General features: G+C 49.1%; 21 protein-coding genes. 7 read left to right on the top strand and 14 right to left on the bottom strand.

Annotated elements, in window-relative coordinates:
* Positions 1-76: 76 nt before the first annotated feature.
* The 3 genes from E5354_RS00320 to E5354_RS00330 all read left to right on the top strand — a co-directional run bounded on the left by E5354_RS00320 (position 77) and on the right by E5354_RS00330 (position 4,652).
* Positions 77-1,507: a DUF6377 domain-containing protein gene (locus tag E5354_RS00320; RefSeq protein WP_135946031.1), complete on the top strand. Its 1,431-nt coding sequence runs from the start codon at positions 77-79 to the stop codon at positions 1,505-1,507.
* 92 nt (positions 1,508-1,599) lie between these two features.
* Positions 1,600-3,813 (top strand): heavy metal translocating P-type ATPase, encoded by a 2,214-nt coding sequence (locus E5354_RS00325; protein ID WP_135946032.1) that lies wholly within the window; start codon positions 1,600-1,602, stop codon positions 3,811-3,813.
* 116 nt (positions 3,814-3,929) lie between these two features.
* A complete protein-coding gene (locus E5354_RS00330; protein WP_246863696.1) occupies positions 3,930-4,652 on the top strand; it encodes a nitroreductase family protein in 723 nt (240 codons plus the stop codon).
* A 79-nt stretch (positions 4,653-4,731) separates the two neighbouring features.
* Here E5354_RS00330 and pulA read toward each other — a convergent pair whose 3' ends face one another.
* From pulA to pyrB, 12 genes are all read right to left on the bottom strand, one after another.
* A complete protein-coding gene (pulA, locus tag E5354_RS00335) occupies positions 4,732-6,738 on the bottom strand; it encodes a type I pullulanase (protein WP_369698999.1) in 2,007 nt (668 codons plus the stop codon).
* An 85-nt stretch (positions 6,739-6,823) separates the two neighbouring features.
* Positions 6,824-7,135 carry a T9SS type A sorting domain-containing protein gene (locus E5354_RS00340; protein ID WP_135946033.1) on the bottom strand — a complete coding sequence of 104 codons (312 nt, stop codon included), beginning with the start codon at positions 7,133-7,135 and terminating at the stop codon, positions 6,824-6,826.
* A gap of 211 nt (positions 7,136-7,346) precedes the next feature.
* Positions 7,347-7,895 carry a 30S ribosomal protein S16 gene (locus E5354_RS00345; RefSeq protein ID WP_123395984.1) on the bottom strand — a complete coding sequence of 183 codons (549 nt, stop codon included), beginning with the start codon at positions 7,893-7,895 and terminating at the stop codon, positions 7,347-7,349.
* 106 nt (positions 7,896-8,001) lie between these two features.
* Positions 8,002-9,201 carry a nucleoside recognition domain-containing protein gene (locus tag E5354_RS00350; protein ID WP_246863698.1) on the bottom strand — a complete coding sequence of 400 codons (1,200 nt, stop codon included), beginning with the start codon at positions 9,199-9,201 and terminating at the stop codon, positions 8,002-8,004.
* Positions 9,202-9,215: 14 nt separating this feature from the next.
* Positions 9,216-10,244 (bottom strand): porin, encoded by a 1,029-nt coding sequence (locus E5354_RS00355; protein ID WP_123395983.1) that lies wholly within the window; start codon positions 10,242-10,244, stop codon positions 9,216-9,218.
* Positions 10,245-10,357: 113 nt separating this feature from the next.
* Positions 10,358-12,322 (bottom strand): KUP/HAK/KT family potassium transporter, encoded by a 1,965-nt coding sequence (locus E5354_RS00360; RefSeq protein ID WP_135946034.1) that lies wholly within the window; start codon positions 12,320-12,322, stop codon positions 10,358-10,360.
* A 130-nt stretch (positions 12,323-12,452) separates the two neighbouring features.
* A complete protein-coding gene (locus tag E5354_RS00365) occupies positions 12,453-12,998 on the bottom strand; it encodes an IS1096 element passenger TnpR family protein (protein WP_123395981.1) in 546 nt (181 codons plus the stop codon).
* 127 nt (positions 12,999-13,125) lie between these two features.
* Positions 13,126-13,815 (bottom strand): lysophospholipid acyltransferase family protein, encoded by a 690-nt coding sequence (locus E5354_RS00370; protein WP_246863699.1) that lies wholly within the window; start codon positions 13,813-13,815, stop codon positions 13,126-13,128.
* Positions 13,816-13,978: 163 nt separating this feature from the next.
* Positions 13,979-15,259, bottom strand: a complete 1,281-nt coding sequence (gene glyA / locus E5354_RS00375) for a serine hydroxymethyltransferase (protein WP_123395979.1) — start codon at positions 15,257-15,259, stop codon at positions 13,979-13,981.
* 35 nt (positions 15,260-15,294) lie between these two features.
* Positions 15,295-15,861, bottom strand: coding sequence for a flavin reductase family protein (locus E5354_RS00380; protein WP_123395978.1), 567 nt, complete (start codon positions 15,859-15,861; stop codon positions 15,295-15,297).
* 17 nt (positions 15,862-15,878) lie between these two features.
* On the bottom strand, positions 15,879-16,340 hold the full coding sequence (gene pyrI, locus E5354_RS00385; protein WP_123395977.1) for an aspartate carbamoyltransferase regulatory subunit: 462 nt from the start codon (positions 16,338-16,340) through the stop codon (positions 15,879-15,881).
* Complete coding sequence (gene pyrB / locus E5354_RS00390; protein WP_135946036.1) at positions 16,327-17,268, bottom strand: aspartate carbamoyltransferase; 942 nt, start codon at positions 17,266-17,268, stop codon at positions 16,327-16,329. The genes pyrI and pyrB overlap by 14 nt, the downstream gene beginning before the upstream one ends.
* A 199-nt stretch (positions 17,269-17,467) precedes the next feature.
* Between pyrB and E5354_RS00395 the strand changes: the two genes are divergently transcribed.
* Positions 17,468-18,841: an aminopeptidase P family protein gene (locus E5354_RS00395; protein WP_123396187.1), complete on the top strand. Its 1,374-nt coding sequence runs from the start codon at positions 17,468-17,470 to the stop codon at positions 18,839-18,841.
* The gene (locus E5354_RS00400; RefSeq protein ID WP_135946037.1) at positions 18,838-19,746 is read left to right on the top strand and encodes a DMT family transporter; all 909 of its coding nucleotides are present in this window, start codon (positions 18,838-18,840) and stop codon (positions 19,744-19,746) included. Before E5354_RS00395 ends, E5354_RS00400 begins: the two co-directional genes overlap by 4 nt.
* Before the next feature lie 70 nt (positions 19,747-19,816).
* Here E5354_RS00400 and E5354_RS00405 read toward each other — a convergent pair whose 3' ends face one another.
* Both E5354_RS00405 and tilS read right to left on the bottom strand, forming a co-directional pair.
* Complete coding sequence (locus tag E5354_RS00405; RefSeq protein ID WP_123395974.1) at positions 19,817-20,356, bottom strand: beta-class carbonic anhydrase; 540 nt, start codon at positions 20,354-20,356, stop codon at positions 19,817-19,819.
* A gap of 3 nt (positions 20,357-20,359) precedes the next feature.
* The gene (tilS, locus tag E5354_RS00410; RefSeq protein ID WP_135946038.1) at positions 20,360-21,697 is read right to left on the bottom strand and encodes a tRNA lysidine(34) synthetase TilS; all 1,338 of its coding nucleotides are present in this window, start codon (positions 21,695-21,697) and stop codon (positions 20,360-20,362) included.
* Between the two features lie 109 nt (positions 21,698-21,806).
* On the opposite strand from tilS, the gene pheS reads away from it, so the two are divergent.
* Together pheS and nth are read left to right on the top strand one after the other, a co-directional pair.
* The gene (gene pheS / locus E5354_RS00415) at positions 21,807-22,826 is read left to right on the top strand and encodes a phenylalanine--tRNA ligase subunit alpha (RefSeq protein ID WP_123395972.1); all 1,020 of its coding nucleotides are present in this window, start codon (positions 21,807-21,809) and stop codon (positions 22,824-22,826) included.
* Positions 22,827-22,844: 18 nt separating this feature from the next.
* Entirely contained in the window at positions 22,845-23,507 is a 663-nt protein-coding gene (gene nth, locus E5354_RS00420; RefSeq protein WP_123396186.1) for an endonuclease III, read from the top strand.

The raw sequence follows: 23,507 nt of genomic DNA on the forward strand, positions 1-23,507 counted from the left end.
TATTCCAATAATAATATCGTCGGAGAATATCGAGAATGTGCTTGAACAGCTCGATAAGGTCCTTGAAAATCGTAATATGTATATAGCTTCACGTCTTAACCGTATTGATAGTATAAAGTCATTGCCCGTTGGTGTGGGGCGTGAGGCCTATAGGATGCTGGAAGTCGGTAAGGAATATGAGTCGTTCAATAACGATTCGGCATTTGCTTATTTTCGCAACGGCTATGATCTCGCTCGAGTGACTGACAATATGCCGCTTCGGCTTGAACTCAAATTGAGGTTGATAAAGTCGCACATTCGCAATGGATTTGTTAAGGAGGGATATGATATGTTTCTCGCTATTCCTGATGATTCCATTCCTGATTCCATGCGATCGATGTATTACAATAATGCCGCCGAGGTGTTCTTTCAGGTCTGCATGGTATATTTGTCCAAGCCTCCCTATAATGATTTATGCAACCAATACCGTCATGAGTATATGAAGTATATCGTCCCCGGCTCAGTGGAGTGGGAATTGTGCGAAGCCCAGAACTTTATACGTATGGGTAACTATGGAGCGGGGGTGGCTACTGCGATTGAAGTGATGGAAAGGGCTCCCGATTATAGTCCGGAATATGCCAGAGCTTCTTATCTGGCCTACTATTGTTACGAACAGCAGGATAATAAACTAAACGAGCAACTTTACTTCATTTCACAGACTGCAATATCGGAGGTTATGGGTGGATGTCGCGAAGGGTTGGCTTTGCACTCGATGGGACAATTACTCTACGATTACGGCGATATAAGCCGAGCACATCGCTACCTGTCGGCTGCTATTGACATGTCATCGATGAGTGATGCTAACCGTAGAGCCGCTCCTGCGGTTGAGTCGCTCGTGCTGATGGAGCGAAGTTTTAAGGACAGGGGTGAATACAACACAACTGTTGTTTGGCTGTTGGTATTTACTTTGGTAATCTGGCTTGTAATAATAGTTGGTGCGTTGATATATTATCGTCGAGATATGGCTCGCTTGCGTAAGGCGCATGCCCGTATCGCGCAAGCCAATAACGCGAAGGAAACTTATCTTAAGAATTTTCTTGACATGTGTGCTTTGTCGACCAAGCGCCTTGGCAATCTGTGCAAAACCGTAAACCGTAAACTTGCTTCGGGGCAGATTGAGGACTTATATGGTATAACCAAGTCGGGGCGCATAATGGATGAGCAGCGTAAGGAGTTCTACATGATATTCGACAATGCCTTTCTGCACATATATCCGTCATTTTTTGAGGAGCTTAATTCATTGTTGCGGGAAGAGGAGCGTTATGTCGCTCCAACTGACGGAAAGCTGCCTACTGAGCTGCGTATATATGCTCTTGTTCGTCTTGGCGTTGACGATGGAAGTCGTATTGCGGAATTTCTTGGATATTCAATCAATACCGTATATGCCTATCGTGCCAAGGTTAAGGCCAAGGCTATAAATCGCGACACATTTGATGCCGACTTGATGCGCATCGCTGTCATAGAGTGACATTGTCAGTTCTCAAATATTCGGTTTTGCCGTGACATTAAATTAATCGGAGTGTTGTATATTTGTAACAACAAATCCGAAATTCATAATTCATGGCAAAATTAAAAGAAGAAAAATCCATATATCCTGTGAGCGGTATGCACTGTGCCGCTTGTGCCGGTAAGGTCGAGTCGGTGCTGAACTCTCTTGACGGAGTTAAGGAGGCTGTTGCCAACTTTGCCTCACGTGAGGCGAGTGTAGAATATGATCCCGATGTGATTACTCCTGAACAGATGCGTGATGCGGTACAGCGTTACGGCTATACGCTCCACATCGAGATGAGCGAAGAGGAGCTTGACCGGATGCGTGAGGCCGAGATGCGAAAAGTAAAAAGAAACGTGACATTCTCGGCTGTGCTTACCGCAGTGATATTGATAGTGTCGTTTGCATTCCATCACGGAGGAACGGCTGTAAATGTGCTGTTGTGGTGTCTTGCCACTCCGGTAGTGATTATTGGCGGCCGTCAGTTCTATGTCAATGCCTGGCAGCGCCTGCGTCAGGGCTCAAGCGACATGGACACTCTTGTTGCGTTGAGTTCGGGCATCGCTTATCTGTTTAGCGTATTCAATACTCTATTCCCCGAGGTGTGGTTGCGTCACGGTCTTATGCCTCATGTCTATTTTGACGCGGCGGCATGTATAATAACGTTTATCTTGATAGGGCGCATGCTTGAGGAGCGTGCCAAGCAACGCACTGCTGTTTCGATAAAGAATCTGATAGGGCTTCGGCCCAAAAGCACCATCGTGGTGTTGCCCGACGGCACGCAGGTTGAGAAGTCAATCTCCGACATAACGATAGGTGACATACTGCTTGCCCGTCCCGGGGAGAAGATTGCGGTTGACGGCATAGCTGTGGATGGAGAAAGTCATGTCGACCAAAGCATGATGACAGGCGAGCCGATGCCTGTAGCCGTAAGGGAGGGAGCCAAGGTGTTTGCCGGAACGGTCAACGGCGAGGGCAGCTTCACTTACCGGGCCCAAAGCGTGGGGTCGTCGACCATGTTGTCACGCATAATCGCCCTGGTTAAGGAGGCGCAAGGCTCCAAGCCGCCGATACAGCGCATTGTCGACAAAGTTGCATCGGTATTTGTCCCCGTTATTATAAGCCTATCGGTCGTAACGTTGTTGCTGTGGCTGTTTTTCGCCAAGGATAACGGCGTCACTTACGGAATATTGTCGGCCATAACTGTGTTGGTTATCGCCTGTCCGTGTGCTCTCGGACTTGCCACACCCACTGCCTTGATGGTGGGAATGGGGCGCGGTGCCGAGGAGGGCATATTGATACGTGACGCTGTGAGTCTTGAAATCGCCAAGGGCGTAGATACTGTTGTTCTCGACAAGACAGGCACATTGACCAAGGGAAAGCCCGAAGTGGTCGACAGCATGTGGGTTGTCAGCGATAATGCCCATGCACGTAACGTGCTCTATTCGATTGAGCGCAGGTCGAGTCATCCGTTGGCTGCCGCAATAGTTGAAAGCCTTACCGACTGTGAGCCGGTGCTCGTACTTGCGTTCCGTAACATCCCCGGAGAGGGATTGCGCGCCCAGGTGGATAAGATAAACTACTTTGTAGGCAATGAGCGGCTTTTAAGCAACAACGGTGTGACAATTCCCGCCGAGGTTTCGGCCACGGCATCTAAATGGGCGGCCGACGGTTGTTCGGTAGTCTACATCGCGTCGGAAAATGAAGGGGTCATGGGATTGTATGCCGTGGCCGATGCTGTAAAGCCGACATCGTTGCGTGCGGTTGAAATGCTGCGTGATGAGAATGTGGAGCTGCACATATTGACCGGCGACTCTTCGGAGGCCGCGTCACTGCTTGCACGCCGTGTGGGCATAGAACATTACAAAGGCAACGTGACACCAGCCGACAAGTGGCAATACATAAAGTCGCTTCAGGATAGCGGACGCAAGGTGGCTATGGTGGGTGATGGTGTAAACGACAGCGCGGCATTGTCGATGGCCGACCTTAGTATTGCAATGGGGTCGGGAAGTGATGTGGCCATAGATGTGGCCCAGATGACGATAATATCGGATAATCTTGAGAAGGTGCCCCAGGCCATAAAGCTGTCACGTGCCACGGTTGGCATCATAAGGCAGAATCTTTTCTGGGCGTTTATTTATAATGTAATCGCCGTGCCTGTTGCAGCCGGATTGCTGTATCCTTTTACGGGATATCTGTTAAACCCTATGATTGCCTGTGCATTGATGGCGTTAAGTAGCGTGAGTGTCGTCACAAATTCATTAAGATTGCGGAAAAGAGGCTGAAAAACATGACGAATCGATGAACTTTATCGATGATTCGGGTGTTGTTTATGCAAACTTGGAGTGCTTACCTACTTTATTCTTGTAATTAGATCATGAAAGATGTAAAATCTACATTATTGGACCGGCGTAGTATACGCAGATACGAGCGTGACGATATACCGCAGGAAACGATGGACTTAATCTATGAGGCTATCAGGAATACTCCGACCAGTTATAACGGTCAGCAGTTTTCGGTAATCGACATAGATGACCAGAGTGTTAAGGAAAAATTATATGAGTTGACCGGACAGAAACAGATTAAGACCTGTCGCAGGTTTATGCTTTTCTGTGCCGACTACAATAAGATAAGAACCATTGCTGATGCAAAACTCATAGATTTGCCGGGCTTCACTCACACTGCCGACGGTGTTATCGTAGGCGTGGTCGATGCTGCCCTTGCGCTTATGAGTGCGCTTGTCGCCGCTGAGTCATGCGGGCTTGGTACGTGTCCCATCGGTTATGCCCGCACCGCAGCTCCCGAAGCGATAGCAAAGATGATGGACTTGCCTGAAGGTGTATTCGTTGTGTGCGGCCTTGCCATAGGCGTTCCTCGCGAAATGCCCGATTTGAAACCCAAGCAGCCGCGTGAGCTTATGATATTCCACAATGCCTACAGGCGTGACAACATGGTGCCCGATTTGCTGAAATATGACAAGGAGATTTCGGAGTACAATGCCACTCGTACAGGGACCAAAACCGACAACGACTGGGCGGGACACATCATTGGCTATTACCGTGAGGCGATGGCCTACAAGACACTCGATGCGCTTCGTCGCAGAGGATTTGATGTAAAGCAATAATTTTAGACATATAATAGATGAAAATAGCGCGGCTCCTTTAACGGAAACCGCGCTATTTTTTGTGAGTGGTCGATGTCGATTATTTCTCTTTGGCGAGAATAAGTGCCGAGCGTGGAGCGACTGTCAGTTTGCCGCCTTTGCTCATTCCCAATCCTTCAGCGTTGAGTTGACCGTCCTGTGCCACTACAATCCAGTTGCCTTTGGGCACCTTTACTTCCTTTGAATCGTCGGAGCCGTTGAATATCAGCTTTATCTCTTTCCAGGCATCACCGTTGGCGTTATCCTTTATTGAGTAAGAGATGAGGTTGGGCTCGTTGTTGGTGTTGTCAAATACGATGTGCTTTGCCACATCCTCGGCAGTTGTCATGCGGAATGCGGGATGGCTCTTGCGGAGCTTTATAAGCTCGCGGTAGTAGCTGAACAGATCGGCGTTTTCGTGTTTCTTGCTCCAGTCGATTGCATTGATTGAATCGGGTGATTTATAGGAGTTGTGGACGCCTTTCTTGTCGCGGAATATCTCTTCGCCGGCAAACATGAAGGGTGTGCCCTGTGAAGTGAACACGATAGTCTGCGCAAGCTTTGCCGCACGCTGTCGGTCGGCGGTGCTTTCGTCGGGAAGCGACTTGATAAGCTTGTCGGTGAGCGTCAGGTCATCGTGACATGAAACGTAGTTTATCACCTGTGTCGGGCTTAGTGCGTAGGGCTTCTTTGAATTGTTACCCTTTGAATAGTCAACCTGGGGGTGATCGGTTGCAGCTACGATGCCTATCTTAACTGTTTCCTCGTTACCCGGCTTGCCTGTGGCAAATCCGCGATCGGCGGCATTGGTGTAGTGTCCCTTCACAGCGTCACGCAAGTCGTCGCTGAACACGGCTACTTGAGGCATCTGTGACACATTGTCCTTCAATGCGCGTTTTTCAACGGGGAGGGGAGAGTCACCTGCGGTCCAGCCTTCGCCGTAGACAAATATGTCGGGATTGATTTTTTTAAGCTCGGCTGCAACTTCGTTCATGGTTTCAATGTCGTGAATGGCCATGAGGTCAAATCGGAATCCGTCGATGTGATATTCATCGGCCCAATACTTCACTGAGTTGATGATGAAGTCACGCATCTGCTGGCGCTCCGATGCGGTTTCGTTGCCGCAGCCCGAAGCATCGCTGTAGCTACCGTCGTCACGATGACGGTAGTAGTAGCCCGGTGCGGTGAGCGAGAAATTGGAGTCATCGTTCTGCGCGGTGTGGTTGTAGACTACATCCATGATAACGCCGATGCCGTTGTCGTGGAGAGCCTTGACCATCTCCTTCATTTCGCGCACACGGGTTTCGGGTTCGGCCGGATTGGTCGAATAGGAACCTTCGGGAGCGTTGTAGTTGTAAGGGTCGTAACCCCAGTTGTACTGATTGGAGGGCAGCTGCGACTCGTCGACGCTGTTGTAGTCGTAGGAGGGCAGAATGTGGATGTGTGTTATGCCAAGCTCCTTCAGGTGATCGATTCCGGTCTTGTCGCCGAGAAGTGAACGGGTTCCCTCTTCGGTAAGTGCAAGGAACTTGCCTTTGTTCACAATGCCCGATGAGGGGTGCATCGAGAAGTCACGATGATGCATCTCGTATATTACGGCATCATTGATGCTTTTCAATGCGGGTCCGCGGTCATTGGCCCAGCCTTCAGGGTTGGTGTCGGCAAAGTTTATTATGGCGGCACGGTGGCCGTTGGTCCCTACGGCCTTGGCCCACACTCCGGGAGTTTCGTCAAGCCATTTGCCCTTGTATTTTATCTGGAAAGTGTAGAATTTGCCGTATAGTTGTTCGGGAACCGAAACACGCCATGTGCCACGCTCGCTACGCTTCATTGCGAGGGTGTCGGTTGCGGCCGAGTTACGGTCGGTGGGATAGAGTAACACATGTGCCTCCTGTGCTTCAGGCGACCACAAGGTAAAATGAGTGCCTTTTGAGTCGACAACGAGTTCGAGATCGTTGCCGTCGTAGGTTTCAAAGGTGGAGTACATGGCATCGGGTGATGCTGCGAGAGCCTTGTCGGCTCCATACACCAGAGCTGCTGACACGATTGTGCCGGTGCATAGCTTCATTAGATTCAATTTCATTAAAATTTAATTAATAGAGATAATAATATGCTATAAGACAATGCGATAGCGCGATTATTCAATAACGTTGTCATCGCACAACAATTTTCTTGGACCAAGAGCTGCATTTGACGATGTAATATCCTTGAGGAAGTTCGACGGTCAGGGTATAGTCGGCTTTGATTCTTTTTACAAGTTGTCCTGTAATGGAATAGATATAGAATTCATGAGCCTTGCCGTCGCTTACCGTTATTTCCAGGCCGCCTGTTACAGGCTTTATTGTCGGTGAGTTGTCGATTACCTCGGTTATTGCATCGTCGTTCATCTCTTGCACGGATGATGCCGCCATAGGCAGTGTTGTCATGGCCGTAAGCAATGAAATGATGACAAGCAGTTTGTTCATTAATTTTGGTTGGTTGATATACTTTATACAAAGTTAGGCATTTAGTGTGGTTTTCACAATATTACGTTTCCCAAAAAACAATAAAATGAGTTATTTGTCTATGGGATATTTATGCTAAGGCCGAAACCTTACGCATTATCCTTATGGATATAAGAAGAGTCCCGAAATCATGACGGTTTCGGGACTCTCTTGTAAGGTAGCTAACCGAATATTATTCAGCAGCGGGAGCCTCTTCTGCAGGGGTTTCCTCAGCAGCGGCTGCTGCAGCGGCAGCATCAGCTTCGGCCTTTGCGGCAGCGATTTCGGCTTTCTTCTTGGCAACGGCTTCGGCCTTAGCCTTGTTCTTTGCCTCTTCAGCCTCAAGACGCTTCTTGTCCTCAAGCTCCTTCTTGCTTGCGATTGATGCCTTAGCAGCATCAACAGAAGCCTGACGCTTGAGCTTCCAAGCCTCGAAACGACGCTGAGCTTCTTCTTCATTGAATGCGCCCTTCTTAACACCACCCTGGAGATGCTTCATCAAAAGCACACCTTCGTGAGAAAGAATAGTGCGAACTGTGTCGGTGGGTTGAGCACCTACGTTAAGCCAATACAAAGCACGCTCGAAGTTCAATGTTACTGTAGCAGGATTAGTGTTCGGATTATAAGAACCTATCCTTTCAATAAATTTACCATCACGTGGTGCCCTGCTATCGGCGATTACAATAGGATAAAACGCATAGTTCTTGCGACCATGACGCTGTAATCTGATTTTAGTTGCCATTTTTAATTAAATGAATTAGATGTTTTGTATTTGCTAAATGCGAGCGCAAAGTTAGTGACTATTATCGGATTTGCCAACTTAATTTGTCTTTTTCTTATGGCTTTCCTCAAAATAGTGTGATTATTACATAGAGTCCGTGGGCAATCATTGCAGCCATAAGACCTCCAATTGTGTGGGAGAGAATTGCTTTAGGTGTGAGTTCGCGGTAGCCGAGCGAGTCGAGCATGGCTGTGTGGGTGCTCAGGTATACGCTCCAGCACATTCCTATGGCAGTGAATACGGCGATAGCGTTACCGTCGATCCATCCTTGTGAGATGAAGTTGGGTACAAGACTTAATGCAGCCCCCACGGCTCCGAGTGCGGTTATCGGAAATGCCACCAGATGCGGATCGTTGAATCCGAATAGCACTTCAAACACGATATTGATTTTTTGAGCGAGCCAAGGCAGAAGCTCGACGCCTTCGTAGGCCGCTCCTGTGTATTCGCCCGATGACGAAGCTCCGAATGTGAGAATCATCACGAGTGTTGATATTATGAGCACACCTGGAATTATGGCTATGCCCACATCGACTCCGGTGCGGCCACCGTCGAGGAGTGAGTTCAATATGCGGATGAACAGCGACTTTGACTCAACGGCTTTCTCCTCGGTTACTTCATGTTGCTCCTCGACTGCAGTTTCATGGGCGTAATTGGGGTAGTTCTTGATTACGAAATACTGCATCAACCGTGTTGAAACGATACATCCGCAGAAAGCTCCGAAGAAGCCTACCAGTGGAGCAAGGAAGAAGCCTTGGCCCACCATGAATACGATGACGAGGAGTCCCATGCCGAAAGCTGTACCGAAATTGGTGAGCGAGATGTACTGGAATTTCTTGAAATAGCTGCTGAATCGCTTGTCCTGTGAAAGGGATATGATGGCGGGATTGTCGCTGAGGAATGTCATCACCGCGCCGAGTGCGGCAACTCCGGGCAGATTGAACAGTGGGCGCATCAAGGGGCGGAGCATGTTTTCGAGAAGTTTAACAACACCAAATTCGACGAAAAGTCGTCCGATGGCTCCTGTTATAACGCATATTCCCATGAGGTAGAATACCGTGTTGAGCAACAGGTCATGGGCCGTGTGCATGATTGTGTTAAGCATGTTGGGCACACCCATTATCGACCCGATATAATAGAAGAGAGCGAAAATTACGGCCAGACATATTACGCCTGAGGGAATGTAGCGTGTTATGCTGAATTTTGATGTGGCCGGTGTAGCTGTGGCCGGTTGGATTACATTGTCATCCTGCTGATTGATTGGATCCATTGTTGTGAGTGCTTTTACCGTTTAAAAGATAGTAGATTCATGTTCCATTTTACGCCTATGTCAAAGATTGTGGTTTTGTTCTGCATGAGGTCGGCATCGTTTGCGTTTTTGCCCCATGAGTAAAACAGGTTGGCGTGAAATCTTAGCGAATAGCTGCGATTTTTCAGAGGGGAGAACTCAAGGCCGCCACCTATCATTTTCATTTCCGTTCCGGGGAGCACACACATGTCGGCATCGCTTCCCGAGCGATTGACATCGTAGGTCATCTTTCCGAAAATGTTCCACTTTTCGGTGGGGCGGAATGATATTTCGCCCATTATCGATATGTCCTTGAGCAGAAATGTCTGTCGGCGTGATGCTCTATTCATGAGATCGAGCTCAAGTGTCAATTTGTCGACGGTGAATTTGTTGCCGAGGGCGATGTAGTTGATGAATCGGCCGGGAAGATATTCAATCATGTTTATCGAATATATGGCGTTGAACCATCCGTGATTGCCGTTCCAAAGTAGGTTGTAGGAGTACATGTCGCGGTTGTCGCGTGTATAGAACGGACTTTCGCAGAATTGGAATGTCAGTTTGTCCGATTCTGTAAAGCTGTATCCGGCCGATGCTCCTATCTCATAGCAGGGGATGTTGTTCCAAAATACGGAGCATCCGTAAAGGTCGATGGGGGCGCGGTCATATTCCCAACCGCCTATGGCCACGACCTGTTTACCTCCGGCAATCGACCATTGGCCTATGTTGTAGTTGAGGTAGACCCAGTCGGTCGCATCAAAGAATGTGCGGTCGGAGTGTTCTTTGTTGAGTCGTTGCCGCCAGGAGTATGATAAATTGTCGGTGATGTTGCCGTCGGCCCGAATATTTATGAATTTGCCTTCGAAGCCGGTGTTCTCCTTCACCGTCGTTCCGTCGAGCCAGTGGCGTTGGTAATCAAGTCGTGTTTCGAGCCTGAGAGTAAGCAGTCTTTCTTCATTGTCGTTCGCTTGAGCTTTGGAGCATAGAATGCTCAACGCTATAAGCGCAGTGCAAATCGCTCTTCTCATAGTGGTAATAAATTCCGGTTAACGTTTATTTGTGATTTGATGTGCAAATATAGGATTTTTATACAATAAACGCCAAATAAAAATTGAATGTTAATAATATTTACGCTTGATAATCACGATATGCGCGTTATTCGACGGTTGGGGCGATTGTTTATGATTAGCGGAACCTGTTCCACGGTTACTATGCTCGTGTCAAGACCGAGGGCTTTGTCGGCCGTGATGGTGATGTGACGCAAAAGCTCGTAAATTGCCATTATGCGTCGTTCCGAAGGCTTGCAGTTGCTTGATTGCGAAAAAACTCGTTGAATGATGACAAATCTGAAGTCGCCGGGAATGGAGTGACGCATCATCGATGGATAGGTGCTCGTGAGGTTGAGTTGGTTGTCGGCTACGAGATCTTCTACAATCTGACGCAGGTAAACACTCACCTGAGGACGCACCTTGAAACCTATGCGCAGGGTTACAAGGAACAGTGCGTCGTGTACGATTGTTTTCGAGCTGTATTCCAGTGTGTCGGGTTCGTCCACATGGTCGATTCTTACTATCCAGTAGTGATCGGCTCGCTTGGGCTGCTTGTTTATTATTGAATATAGAAGTTTGCTTTCAACTTGACCTTCAGTTTGAGAATAACTGATATAAACGACATTGGATGCATATTTGGCTATTTCCCGGTCGTTGCGTATGTCGTTGATTATGTCGACATAACCGTCAAGCGGTTTATAGTCGATGAAGCGTGACCTTACACGGCGTCCTATGTGCCATGCCAGCATGACCGCGCACAGTAATCCGGCAATCAGCACGGTAAACCATCCTCCATGCATGAACTTGAACACATTGGCGGTGAAGAATGCGCCTTCAAGGGCGATGAACACCAACATAAACAATGCCGTAATCCATGATGCTACGCCACGTGACCTCAGGTAGAATCCGAGCAGCACGGTGGTTGTTAGCATGGTCACGGTTATGGCCAATCCATAGGCCGCTTCCATGCGTGCCGATGAACGGAATATGACGACAGTCAGCAGGCATCCGATAAAGAGGAACATGTTTATTGCAGGTACATATAGCTGTCCCTTTATCGTGCCGGGATATTTTATGTGCATTCTTGGCCAGAAGTCAAGGTTTATAGCCTCGCTTATCAATGTGAACGAGCCGCTTATCAGTGCCTGGCTGGCAATTATGGCCGCTCCTGTCGACATTATGATTCCCGCTATGAGGAACCCATTTGGCATTATGGCGTAAAAGGGGTTGACGTCAGACGCGATAGCTCCTTTATGGGCTATGATCCAAGCTCCCTGTCCGAGATAGTTGAGGATGAGCATTATCTTGACAAATATCCAGCTTACCGAGATGTTTAGCCTTCCGCAATGTCCGAGGTCGGAGTATAGTGCCTCGGCTCCTGTGGTGCATAGAAACACGGCTCCGAGAATGAACATCCATCCGGGATAATGCACGATGAGCTTGACTGCGTAGTAGGGATTGAACGCATGAAATATGGAGTTGTCGGCTCCTATGTTCATGATGCCGAGAATTCCGAGCATCAGAAACCAAATCAACATGAAGGGGCCAAACCATCGCCCTATGGCCGATGTGCCCGAGCGTTGAGCCAGAAATATAAGTGTTATGATTGTAAGCACAATCGGCACTACCGGGGTGCGGGGATCGATGTCACACAAGCCCTCTACCGCCGAAGTGACGGTGAGTGCGGGCGTTATGACACCGTCGGCCAACAAGGTGCTTGCCCCGATGGCAGCCACTATGTAAAGCCATTTGTGTGGCAGTTTGCGCACAAGTGAGAAAAGTGCAAGTATTCCTCCCTCTCCCTTGTTGTCGGCCCGCAATGCGATGATTACATATTTCAGAGTCGTTTGAAGCGTAAGAGTCCAGATGACGCATGACACTGCACCTATTATATAATCGGCATCGTAGGCGGGATAAACGTGCATGATGGTTTTCATCACGTATAGGGGTGATGTGCCTATGTCGCCGAACACTATGCCTATGGTTACGAGAAGGCCCATAGCCGTTATGCGGCGTACGGTGGGAGAGGTCGAGTGTGATGAAGTTCCGGTTGTCATATCAAAAGAAACGTATCGGGCATTTAAATTGTTGAATGAGCTCCGTCATCATGATGTGTAATAAAGCAAGGGGGCGACTCCGCGTTACGGAATCCCCCTTGCTCTATATATATTATGTAAAAGCCCGCTTCTACATGTTTTCGTCAAATGTCATTTCGTCAAAACCGGCGGCATCAAATTCATCGTCATTGAATTCATCGCTTCCGTAGAAATCTTCGTCGAGGTCGTCGACCTGTGTTGCAGCAGCGTTTTTGGCCTCAAATTCTTCAATATCCATGGTCTGTGGGGGAGGTGTGCCCATCGAAGCTATGCACACCGGGTCCTTAAGGTTCTTTCCCGGGACACTCTTCTTCATTTCAATGAAGAAGCAACGGTCGGTCATGTAGTCGAATACGAATATTAGGCGCTGTCCGTCGTCGATGTAGTCGCTCAATATCGTTTCATCCATGAGATAGACGTCTTCGTCCGATTCCGAGCCCATGTCCTCAAGAGTGATTTCCTTGCCTTTCTCCCAATTATCGTCACAGATGAAGAATGAACACATCTGGTTTTTGTCATAGTCGACCGAGTCGCAGATGGCGTTTCTTAGGTCGAGGAATGTTGCATCGGCGTCGATGCTGATTTCCCTGCGGAAATTGTCGACCTCGTCTGATACAAGTCTAAAGTTGAATATCATATTTTATAATTTATATTCGGTTATATCGATACGTTTTATCATTCGCGAAATTAATAAAATTCCCATATAATGTACACAGTTCCCATGACAAATTTTGTGATGCTTTGGCGAAAATAGTCAGAGGCATTTATTTATGTCGCTCGGGCAATGAGTCGTGTATGGTGGCGTAGCTTCCGTCAAGTAATTGAAGCAAGTCATGTTTTCCGTTCACAGCCTCTATGGGCTTGTGTATAGTCAAGGTTATGTGTCCCCAATCGGGAATCTTCTTAAAGCGAGGCATCACCTCAAATGAGCCGTCGATGGTGATTGGAACGACCGGAAGTCCGAATTCCATCGCAAGGACAAACGCGCCGCGCTTGAAGCGCCGCATCTTGCCGTCCCATGTGCGGGCTCCTTCGGGAAATACGACAAGCGACATCCCTCCGCGCAGCTGCTTTTCGGCTTTCTCCATCGTGGCCTTGGTGGCCGACGGCGACGAGTTGTCGACCATGATGTGGCCCGACACCTTGCATGAATAACCTACAAACGGAATTTTTTCAAGCGACTTCTTCATCATCCAGCGGAAATTGTGGTTGAGGTATCCGTAGATGGAGAATATGTCGTAGGCTCCCTGGTGGTTGGCTATGAATACGTAGGATGTGTGGGGGTCGATGTTTTCGCGGCCTTTGACAGTGACCTTGACCATGGACATGACACAGAAAAGGCGCGCCCACCAATGCGGGAAAAAGTAGCCCGCCCAGCGACCCATGCCCAGCATGCTCAGGATGATGGTGATTGTCGCCGTCAATATCGTGGCCGTCAGCAGAACCGGGGCCATGATTAAAATCTGATATATTCTATACAGTATTAACATCGTGATGCAAATATAACAAGCGTGATGCTAAATTGCAAAACATAATATGTATTTTTTGAATATAAAAACAATGACGGTCGGAGCCACAGCTCCGACCGTCAATATGAGTTGATTTATTGTCGTAGGTTTAGTAAGCAAACATGGGGTAGGACTCCATTGTGGTGTTTACCTTTTCACGTACTGCGGCAATTACTTTCGGGTCGTCATGGTTGGAGAGAACGGTGTCAATCATCTCTACGATTTCGCCCATAAGTTCCTCTTTGGCACCACGGGTTGTGATGGCCGGAGTACCGAGGCGTATACCCGATGTCTGGAACGGACTGCGTGAGTCGAAGGGTACCATGTTCTTATTGGCTGTGATGTCGGCTTCAACAAGCACTTTCTCGGCAACTTTTCCGGTGAGGTCGGGGAACTTGGTGCGGAGGTCGACGAGCATGCAGTGGTTGTCGGTTCCTCCCGATATGATTTTGTAGCCCTTGTCGACAAGTGCCTGAGCCATTACGGCTGCATTCTTCTTGACCTGAGTCTGGTAATCCTTGTAAGCGGGCTGAAGAGCTTCGGCGAATGCCACGGCTTTTGCTGCGATAACGTGTTCCAGGGGGCCGCCCTGTACACCGGGGAATACGGCTGAGTCGAGCAGTGCCGACATCTTGCGCACCTCGCCCTTGTTGTTGGTCTTACCCCAGGGATTGTCGAAGTCCTCTCCGAGCAGTATGATACCGCCGCGCGGGCCGCGAAGTGTCTTGTGGGTAGTTGAGGTGACGATGTGGGCATATTTTACCGGGTTGTCGAGCAGTCCGGCTGCGATGAGTCCGGCGGGATGAGCCATGTCGATCATCAGTATCGCACCGATTTCATCGGCAAGACGACGCATGCGTGCGTAATCCCATTCGCGAGAGTAGGCGCTTGCACCGCCTATAATGAGCTTCGGACGCTCACGACGGGCCACTTCCTCCATCTGGTCATAGTCGACAAGACCTGTATCCTCCTTTACGTTGTACTCCAAGGCTTCAAACATCAATCCCGAGAAGTTGACAGGGCTTCCGTGTGACAGGTGTCCGCCGTGGGAAAGATTGAGTCCCAGGAACTTGTCGCCGGGTTTCAGGCAGGCCATGAATACGGCCATGTTGGCTTGTGCTCCCGAGTGAGGCTGTACGTTGGCGTAAGCTGCGCCGAAAATTTCCTTAACTCGGTCGATGGCAAGCTGTTCGGCTTCATCTACAACCTGGCAACCGCCGTAATAACGGTGTCCGGGATACCCTTCGGCATATTTGTTGGTGAGGCATGAGCCCATTGCTTGCATTACCTGGTCGCTCACGAAGTTTTCGGATGCGATAAGTTCAATGCCATGTTTCTGACGCTGATGTTCACGCTCAATGATGTCGAAAATACGAGTGTCTCTTTCCATTCAGTCTAATTGTTTATTGTGTATATTTAATCCAGTTACTTCTTTTTCTTGACCGACCATCCGAAATGTCCTATGCACTTTCCGAGCTCATAGTAGCCTCCGTGGCTGTAAGCCATCAGTCCGGAGCGCGACAGCTCGAATGCTCCGCTTTCGGGATTGATGAGGCTTTCGTCGGCCAATACGTTCAGCACTTCGGCTATGAACATGTCATGGCTGCCGAGGTGTATTATCTCCTTGACCTTGCACTCGATGCTCAGCGGCGACTGCTCTATGTAGGGACATCCTACCTTTACGCCTTTCACCGGTGTCAGTCCTGTTTCCTTCCACTTGTCGTAGTCGCGACCCGACTTGACTCCGGCCCAATCGGTGGCACGTGCCATGTCGATGGTGGTGAGGTTGATTGTAAACTCCATCTCCTCGCTGATTATGTCGTAGCTGTGGCGCGACGGACGCAGCGAAATGTAACACATAGCCGGGTCGGTGCAGATGGTTCCTGTCCATGCCACTGTCGCCATATTGTAGCGTTCGGGAGTGTTTCCGCAGCTAACAAGCACTGCGGGGAGGGGATATATCATTGTTCCCGGTTTCCAGCTCTGTTTCATAATGGGGTGGGAGTTGTTTATTTTATTTGGGCATCCTTTGCACTTACCGTGTGGCCGCAGTAGTGACAGCGTATCACGTGATTTTCGGGGTCGATAAGCTCAAATTTTGTCTTCATCGGCTCGTTGTTGGTGATGCACTTTGGATTGTCACACTTCACGATGCCGATTATGGTTTGAGGCAATGTCACGTGATATTTCTCGACGACTTCAAAGTCGCGGATGATGTTTATCTTGGCCGTAGGAGCGATGAGCGCTATGCGGTTAAGCACGTCTTCGGGGAATATGGTGTCGGCCACCTTTATGATACCCTTTGTGCCGAGCTTCTTGCTGTCGAGGTTGTTGCCGATGGTCACGTGCTTGTCGAGCTTCTCGATTCCGAGTATCTTTACGGCCTGGAACAAGGCCGATGACGGGATTCGGTCGATGACGGTGCCGTTGCGCAATGCGGCTACGGCAAGTTCTTTCTTACATGTTGTCATGATTCTTCTCCTTTAAAATGTCAATACCTAATGCACGGCATATAATGGCCTGACGGGCGTAGAGTCCGTTTTGTGCCTGTTGGAAGTAGTAGGCTTTCGGGCTGTCGTCGACATCCTGGTCGATTTCGTTGACGCGGGGCAGCGGATGCAGCACCCTGAGATTGTCGCGGGAGTTCTCGAGCATTGCGGCATTCAGGTTGTAGAGATTCTTGACTTTCTCGGATTCCATTATATCGGTGAAGCGTTCACGCTGTACGCGGGTCATGTAGAGGATGTCGCTGCTGTTGATCACTTCGGGTGAGAAGTCGGTGTACTCATTGTATTTTATTCCGTGCTCATCGCAGAATTTGGTATATTCGCGAGGCATGCGCAACTCGTTGCAGGCAATGAAGTTGAATGTGGGGTTGAAGTATTGCATGGCCATGAGCAGTGAATGTACAGTGCGGCCATACTTGAGGTCACCCACCATGGTGATTGTCAGATTTTCAAGCGTGCCTTGTGTCTTGTATATCGAATAGAGGTCGAGCATTGTCTGCGATGGGTGCTGGTTGGCTCCGTCGCCTGCATTTATTATAGGTGTGTCGGTTACCTCGGTGGCGTAACGTGCGGCTCCTTCAAGGTAGTGACGCATAATAATCAAGTCGACATAGTTGCTGACCATCTTGATAGTGTCCTTAAGGGTTTCTCCCTTGGACGAACTTGTGGTGTTGGCATCAGAAAATCCTATTACACGGCCTCCGAGTCGGTTGACAGCTGTTTCAAAACTAAGTCGGGTGCGGGTTGACGGTTCAAAGAATAGCGTCGCTACAACACGGCCTTCAAGAATCTTGTGATTGGGATGTTCCTCGAAGTACTGTGCCTGTCCAAGCAAGCTTAAAATCTCGTCCTTACTGATGTCGGAGATTGATACAAGGCTGTTGCTGTTCATCGTAATGGTGATGTGAATTATTCTGATTGCAAATTTACTACATCCCACTTTTATAAGCAAATAATTTTTACATTGATGAAAATGAATTGTGGATGATGAATAAATGCGGCTATTGCGGAGGTTGATGTAAATATTCAAATTATTTTAATGTATATTTCACAAGAAAATATTAATTTTGACAAGATTAAATTTAATGGCTATGTTCTCAAAGGAAACTTATGTAAACCGTCGTGCCGAACTTAAAAAGAGAGTCGGCAGCGGACTGCTATTGTTCTTAGGCAATGATGATTGTGGCGCAAACTATGAGGATAACACCTATCCTTATCGCCAGGACTCTTCGTTCTTGTACTATTTCGGCCTCCCATATGCCGGTCTTAATGCAATCATAGATATAGATGAAGACCGTGAAATCATATTCGGCGACGAGCTTACTATCGACCACATCGTGTGGATGGGTACTCAACCCACGATTCACGAGAAGGCTCTGCGCATAGGCGTGGGCGAAACTCTGCCGTCGCGCAATCTGCGTGATTATCTCGACAAAGCTGTCAAGAGCGGACGAACTATACATTATCTTCCCACTTATCGTCCCGAACACAAGCTTAAGTTGTGGGAATTCCTCGATATAAAGCCCGGTACCGAGCAGCCTTCGATTCCCATGATACGTGCTATTGTCGACATGCGCAACCACAAGACCCCCGAGGAGATTGCGGAGATAGAGCGTGCATGTAATGTTACGGCCGATATGCACATCGAGGCAACCCGCGTGTTGCGTCCCGGAATGAGAGAGTATGAAGTGGTGGCTGCCCTTGAGGCTGTGGCTAAGGCCAACGGATGCGGATTGTCGTTCCCGACTATAGCAACCGTGTGCGGCCAGACTCTGCACAACCACTATCACGGAAACATCGTAAAGCCCGGCGACATGCTGCTTGTGGATGCCGGTGCGGAAACCGAGATGGGATATGCCGGCGACATGTCGTCGACTATATGCGCCGACAAGTACTTCACCAATCGTCAGAAAGAGATTTACGACATACAGGTGGCTTCGCACTTGGCAGCCGTCGATGCGCTTAAGCCCGGAGTGCCGTTTAAGGATGTATATGAACTGTCGGCACGTGTAATCTGTCAGGGCCTGAAGGATCTCGGAATCATGAAGGGAGATCCTGCCGAGGCTGTAGCCGCAGGAGCTCACGCGATGTTCTTCCCTTGCGGTCTTGGTCACATGATGGGACTTGATGTGCACGACATGGAAAATCTCGGTGAAGTGTGGGTAGGCTACGACGGTCAGCCCAAGAGCACCCAGTTTGGTCGCAAATCGTTGCGCCTCGCCCGTCCTCTTGAACCGGGCTTTGTGCTCACCATCGAACCGGGCGTCTACTTCATTCCCGAACTAATTGACTACTGGAAGGCCGAGAAGCGTTTTGAGGAGTTCATCAATTACGACAAGCTTGAAACCTACAAGGACTTCACCGGTATCAGAAATGAGGAGGATTATTTGATAACCGAAGACGGAGCCCGCCGTCTTGGCAAGAAGATTCCGTTGACCACCGAGGAAGTTGAAGCTTTGCGATGAATTCCAATACTAAGTCAATAGTGCTCGCATCGGTAGCGGTGTTGAGTTGGTCGACTGTGGCTACGGCATTTAAGATAGCTCTGAGTCAACTTACCTATTTTGAGATGCTTTTGGTGGCGTGCATAACCGCATTCATGATTTTCACCGTGTGGATGACGGTTGAGCGGAAATGGGGACAGTTGCGCAAGGTGTCACCGAAATTGTGGGGCACATTCGCACTCCTCGGACTGCTGAATCCCGTGTGCTACTATCTTGTGCTTTTCAAGTCCTATTCTTTCCTGCCGGCTCAGGTGGCCCAGCCCATTAATTATATGTGGCCCATAGTGCTGCTTGTGCTTCTTGCAATATTTGACAAGCAGCCCATTCCGGGACGAAAGTACATAGGCATGGTTATGTCGCTTGGTGGAGTGGCTTTCATCTCGCTTGGCGGCAAGGGAATAACCGGCGATCTGTCGCCTGTGGGTCTTGGTCTGGCAGCCTTCAGCGCATTGCTTTGGGCTACCTACTGGATGTTCAACAACCGGTTGAAAGATAGAGTCGACGAGTGTGTCAGTCTTTTCTTGAGTTTTCTGTTCGGTACGGTCTACATGTGCATCGCGGCATGTTTCATGCCGGTGGATATAAGTTCTTGGTCGGGAATTCTGGCCGGAATGTATATCGGCGGGTTTGAGATAGGCATACCGTTCATCTGCTTCGGGATGGCCATACGCATTACGAGCAATCCGGCATTGATAAATCAGATGTGCTATTTATCTCCGTTCATGTCACTCTTCTTCATAGCGGTGATTCTTGGAGAGCCCATAATGTTGACGACCTATATCGGCCTGTTCCTGATTGTCGCAGGTATTGTATATAATCAATACTTTGCCGTGCCGTCGGGCAAGCCTAAGCGACAATTGTCGTGACATGATGGAATATTAAGTTGATAAAAAAGGACAAGGTTGCATGTCACGTGCAACCTTGTCCTTTTTTATGTCATAGTGCTGAAAGTTCTCCCGTCAGCGAATCCATTATGTAGCCTTTGACCGTTACATCGGTTGGTATGAGCGGGTGGTTGCGCACGAGGTCGACCGTTTCCTCTACAGCCGCATGAGTGTCTTCAAATCCATGCAGCCAGCTCTTCAGGTCGATGCCGCAGTGCATCATCAGGTTTATGTGTTCGTCCGATATGCCTCGGCTGCGCATCAGGTTGAGCATTTTGTTGGCGTTCATTCCCTGTACTCCGCATCCGGTGTGCCCTATTATCATCACTTCGGTCACGCCAAGCTCATAGATGGCGACCAACAGGCTGCGCACTGTCGAGTCAAAAGGATTCGTGATTGTGCCTCCTGCGTTCTTGATCATCTTCACATCACCGTTCTTAATTCCGAGGGCTGCCGGCAGAAGTTCTACGAGCCGGGTGTCCATGCAGGTGACGATTGCGATTTTCTTGTCGGGGTATTTTGATGTCTTGTATTTCTCATACTCCTTTGTTTCTACAAATCTGCGATTGAATCGCAACATCTCTTCAATCATGGTCTATTGTTGTTTAAAAGTTGAATCGATTGTAAGCCTTATCGCTTTGCGAGTCGTTGATGTGACGGGAAAATGTCGTGATGCACGCATTCCCATTACCCACAGTATCACATCGTTGCGGGTTAGCAGCCATGTGAGTTGCTTGTCGTACAACGACATTTTGGCGTCGGAAAATATGTCGCTCACAAGTCGGCTGCCTTTCATGCCGAATGGTGACATCCTGTCGCCTTCGCGCCAGTGTCGTATTACGAATTTGGGGTCGCCTTCCAGTGCCGATGAATCGAGGTACATCGTGTTGGCGTCACGTGTGAACTTTATGTCGTCGGCATTGACTGATTCGCAGGTCAATCCTGGGGGAAGTGACGACTTGTCGTTCAGGTTTATTTCAATCTCCTGATTATGGAGTGTCGTATGGGGTGATACTATGAGTGTTCCACGGTCGATGAGCGCCTTATGGTCAGCTGAGAAGAACTCCTTTCCCGATGAGTCGGACGATGCAATCATGTCGGCTGCCTGGGCGTGATTGAAGCCATATCGTTTTATCGATTCATACAGTAATTGAATGGAATTTTGGCACTCTTTGGCCATTCGAGCTATGTCGATGCTGTTGTCGGCCGACAGGTAGGGCGCTTTAAGCGCATTTACGCCTTCATTGAACAGCTGAAGGTTGTCACGCAGGTTGTCGATTGTAGTCGTAATCGTGTTTTCGGCATCGGGAAACAACTCATATAGCTGTGGAAGCACAACGTTACGCAGTCGGTTGCGCTTTACATCGTTGATAAGGTTGGTACTGTCGGTTACATATTCGATGCCGTTACGTGACAGATATTCGATGATTTCACGGCGTGATGTGTCGAGCATCGGACGGATAATGCAGCCGTTGACCGCTTTCATGCCGGCAACTCCGGTGATTCCGCTTCCTCGCAGAACATTCAGAAAGAATGTTTCGATGTTGTCGTCGCGATGATGGGCTACGGCTACCGGAATGTCGCCGTATTTTGTTGAAAGTTCCCGAAACCAGTCGTAACGTAAGTCACGACAAGCCATTTCGGTTGACACTCCACGTTTTTTTTTATATGATTCGACATCGAAGTGTATCTCTTCATATTCGGCATTGAATCGGGCTGCCGTCATTGCGGCATGTCGTCGGTCACGTTCCGACTCCTCGCCGCGCAGGTGAAAGTCGCAGTGGGCTGCTGTGCATCTGTAACCCAGGACGGTCAGCACGGCGAGCAATGCCACGGAATCGGCCCCGCCGCTCAATGCCACAATTACATGTTGCTCAGGGTCGAGCATACCGTTACGCTCGATATTCGCTTTTACTTTATCGACAAAATCCATGACTGCATCAGGTGCGATTGTTTGATATTATTACTCGGCGATTGGATTTTATTTCCAAAGTTACAGAAAAATTTTGTAATTTTGTCGCAATAAAGTAATTGACACAGCTATGTTAGAAAAAATAAATTCTCTCAAGGCCGAAATCGAGCAGCTTACCGCTGCCAATGCCGGTGAGGTAGAAGCACTTCGCATCAAATATCTTAGCAAGAAAGGCGAGATATCGGTTCTGTTCAATGAGTTCCGTAATCTGCCCGGCGATCAGAAGCGCGTCATAGGTGCTCCGTTGAATCAGCTTAAGGACTTTGCCACCAACCGCATAAACGAACTTCGTGAGTCTATGGGCAATGCCGACAATGTTGACCTGGATCTTGACCTTAGCCGCACTGCGTCACCGATAAAGCTTGGTACTCGTCACCCGTTGTCGCTTGTGCGCAATGAAATCGTGTCGATATTCTCACGACTCGGATTCTCAATCGCCGAAGGCCCCGAGATAGAGGATGACTGGCATGTGTTCTCTTCGCTTAACTTTGCGGCCGACCATCCGGCACGTGACATGCAGGACACGTTCTTTATCCAGCGCAACCCCGATGTGTTGCTCCGCACTCACACTTCGAGCGTGCAGTCAAGGGTTATGGAGAAGGCTCAGCCGCCTATTCGTATAATCTGCCCCGGACGAGTTTACCGTAACGAGGCCATATCGGCACGCGCCCACTGCTTCTTCCATCAGGTTGAGGCGTTGTATGTCGACAAGAACGTGTCGTTTGTCGACCTTAAGCAGACACTGCTCTACTTCGCACAGGAGATGTTTGGCCCCGAAACCAAGATACGCCTTCGCCCGAGTTACTTCCCGTTCACCGAGCCTTCAGCCGAGATGGATATATCATGTAACCTTTGCGGCGGTAAGGGATGCTCATTCTGCAAGCACACCGGATGGGTTGAGATTCTCGGTTGCGGTATGGTCGATCCCAATGTCCTTGACGCTTGCGGCATAGACTCCAAGGAGTACACCGGTTTTGCATTGGGCATGGGTATAGAGCGCATCACCAACCTCAAATATCAGGTCAAGGACTTGAGAATGTTCTCGGAAAACGACACTCGCTTCCTTGAGGAGTTCACAAGTGCCCATTAACAGCGTTACCCCATGGCTATGACTGTCAAAGAACGCTACAGGCAGGTGATAGAGTGGTTCAAGACCGCTATGCCGGTGGCCGAAACGGAGTTGCGATACGAGAATCCGTTTCAGCTTCTTGTGGCTGTCATATTGTCGGCTCAATGTACCGACAAGAGGGTTAACATGATCACTCCTCCGCTGTTTGATGCTTTCCCGACGCCCGAGGCGATGGCTGCCGCTACACAGGATGACATATATGAGTACATAAAGTCGGTGTCCTATCCCAACAATAAGGCCCGCAATCTGCTCGGAGCTGCAAGGATGCTCGTCGAGGAGTTTGGCGGCGAGGTGCCATCCGACATGGATGACCTCATAAAACTTCCGGGGGTAGGGCGCAAGACCGCCAATGTCATGCTGGCGGTGGTGTGGGGAAAGGCGGCGATGGCAGTCGACACCCATGTGTTCCGAGTGAGCGAGCGCATAGGTCTTACGACCAATAGCAAAAATCCGCTGCAGACCGAGAAACAGCTGTGCAAATATATTCCCGAGGATATAATTCCGCTTGCCCATCACTGGCTGATACTTCACGGGCGTTATGTGTGCAAGGCTCGTCGTCCCGACTGCCTTAATTGCGGATTGACCGGTGTGTGCCGATACTATCGCCGGGAAAATAAGGAGAAAACAAATAACGAAATCTGA

This window comes from Muribaculum sp. NM65_B17 (assembly GCF_004793735.1).
In the GTDB taxonomy this organism is placed as follows: domain Bacteria; phylum Bacteroidota; class Bacteroidia; order Bacteroidales; family Muribaculaceae; genus Muribaculum; species Muribaculum gordoncarteri.

Bases quoted from the DNA above. Each gene is read 5' to 3' on its own strand.
- tilS (WP_135946038.1), bottom strand. From the start codon at position 21,697: ATGGATTTTGTCGATAAAGTAAAAGCGAATATCGAGCGTAACGGTATG.
- pheS (WP_123395972.1), top strand. From the start codon at position 21,807: ATGTTAGAAAAAATAAATTCTCTCAAGGCCGAAATCGAGCAGCTTACC.
- pulA (WP_369698999.1), bottom strand. From the start codon at position 6,738: ATGAAGCTATGCACCGGCACAATCGTGTCAGCAGCTCTGGTGTATGGA.
- E5354_RS00320 (WP_135946031.1), top strand. From the start codon at position 77: ATGTATATAGCTTCACGTCTTAACCGTATTGATAGTATAAAGTCATTG.
- E5354_RS00370 (WP_246863699.1), bottom strand. From the start codon at position 13,815: ATGGCCCCGGTTCTGCTGACGGCCACGATATTGACGGCGACAATCACC.
- E5354_RS00395 (WP_123396187.1), top strand. From the start codon at position 17,468: ATGTTCTCAAAGGAAACTTATGTAAACCGTCGTGCCGAACTTAAAAAG.
- pyrB (WP_135946036.1), bottom strand. From the start codon at position 17,268: ATGAACAGCAACAGCCTTGTATCAATCTCCGACATCAGTAAGGACGAG.
- pyrI (WP_123395977.1), bottom strand. From the start codon at position 16,340: ATGACAACATGTAAGAAAGAACTTGCCGTAGCCGCATTGCGCAACGGC.
- E5354_RS00355 (WP_123395983.1), bottom strand. From the start codon at position 10,244: ATGAGAAGAGCGATTTGCACTGCGCTTATAGCGTTGAGCATTCTATGC.
- E5354_RS00340 (WP_135946033.1), bottom strand. From the start codon at position 7,135: ATGAACAAACTGCTTGTCATCATTTCATTGCTTACGGCCATGACAACA.
- E5354_RS00400 (WP_135946037.1), top strand. From the start codon at position 18,838: ATGAATTCCAATACTAAGTCAATAGTGCTCGCATCGGTAGCGGTGTTG.
- E5354_RS00380 (WP_123395978.1), bottom strand. From the start codon at position 15,861: ATGAAACAGAGCTGGAAACCGGGAACAATGATATATCCCCTCCCCGCA.
- glyA (WP_123395979.1), bottom strand. From the start codon at position 15,259: ATGGAAAGAGACACTCGTATTTTCGACATCATTGAGCGTGAACATCAG.
- nth (WP_123396186.1), top strand. From the start codon at position 22,845: ATGACTGTCAAAGAACGCTACAGGCAGGTGATAGAGTGGTTCAAGACC.
- E5354_RS00360 (WP_135946034.1), bottom strand. From the start codon at position 12,322: ATGACAACCGGAACTTCATCACACTCGACCTCTCCCACCGTACGCCGC.
- E5354_RS00345 (WP_123395984.1), bottom strand. From the start codon at position 7,895: ATGGCAACTAAAATCAGATTACAGCGTCATGGTCGCAAGAACTATGCG.
- E5354_RS00365 (WP_123395981.1), bottom strand. From the start codon at position 12,998: ATGATATTCAACTTTAGACTTGTATCAGACGAGGTCGACAATTTCCGC.
- E5354_RS00350 (WP_246863698.1), bottom strand. From the start codon at position 9,201: ATGGATCCAATCAATCAGCAGGATGACAATGTAATCCAACCGGCCACA.
- E5354_RS00325 (WP_135946032.1), top strand. From the start codon at position 1,600: ATGGCAAAATTAAAAGAAGAAAAATCCATATATCCTGTGAGCGGTATG.
- E5354_RS00405 (WP_123395974.1), bottom strand. From the start codon at position 20,356: ATGATTGAAGAGATGTTGCGATTCAATCGCAGATTTGTAGAAACAAAG.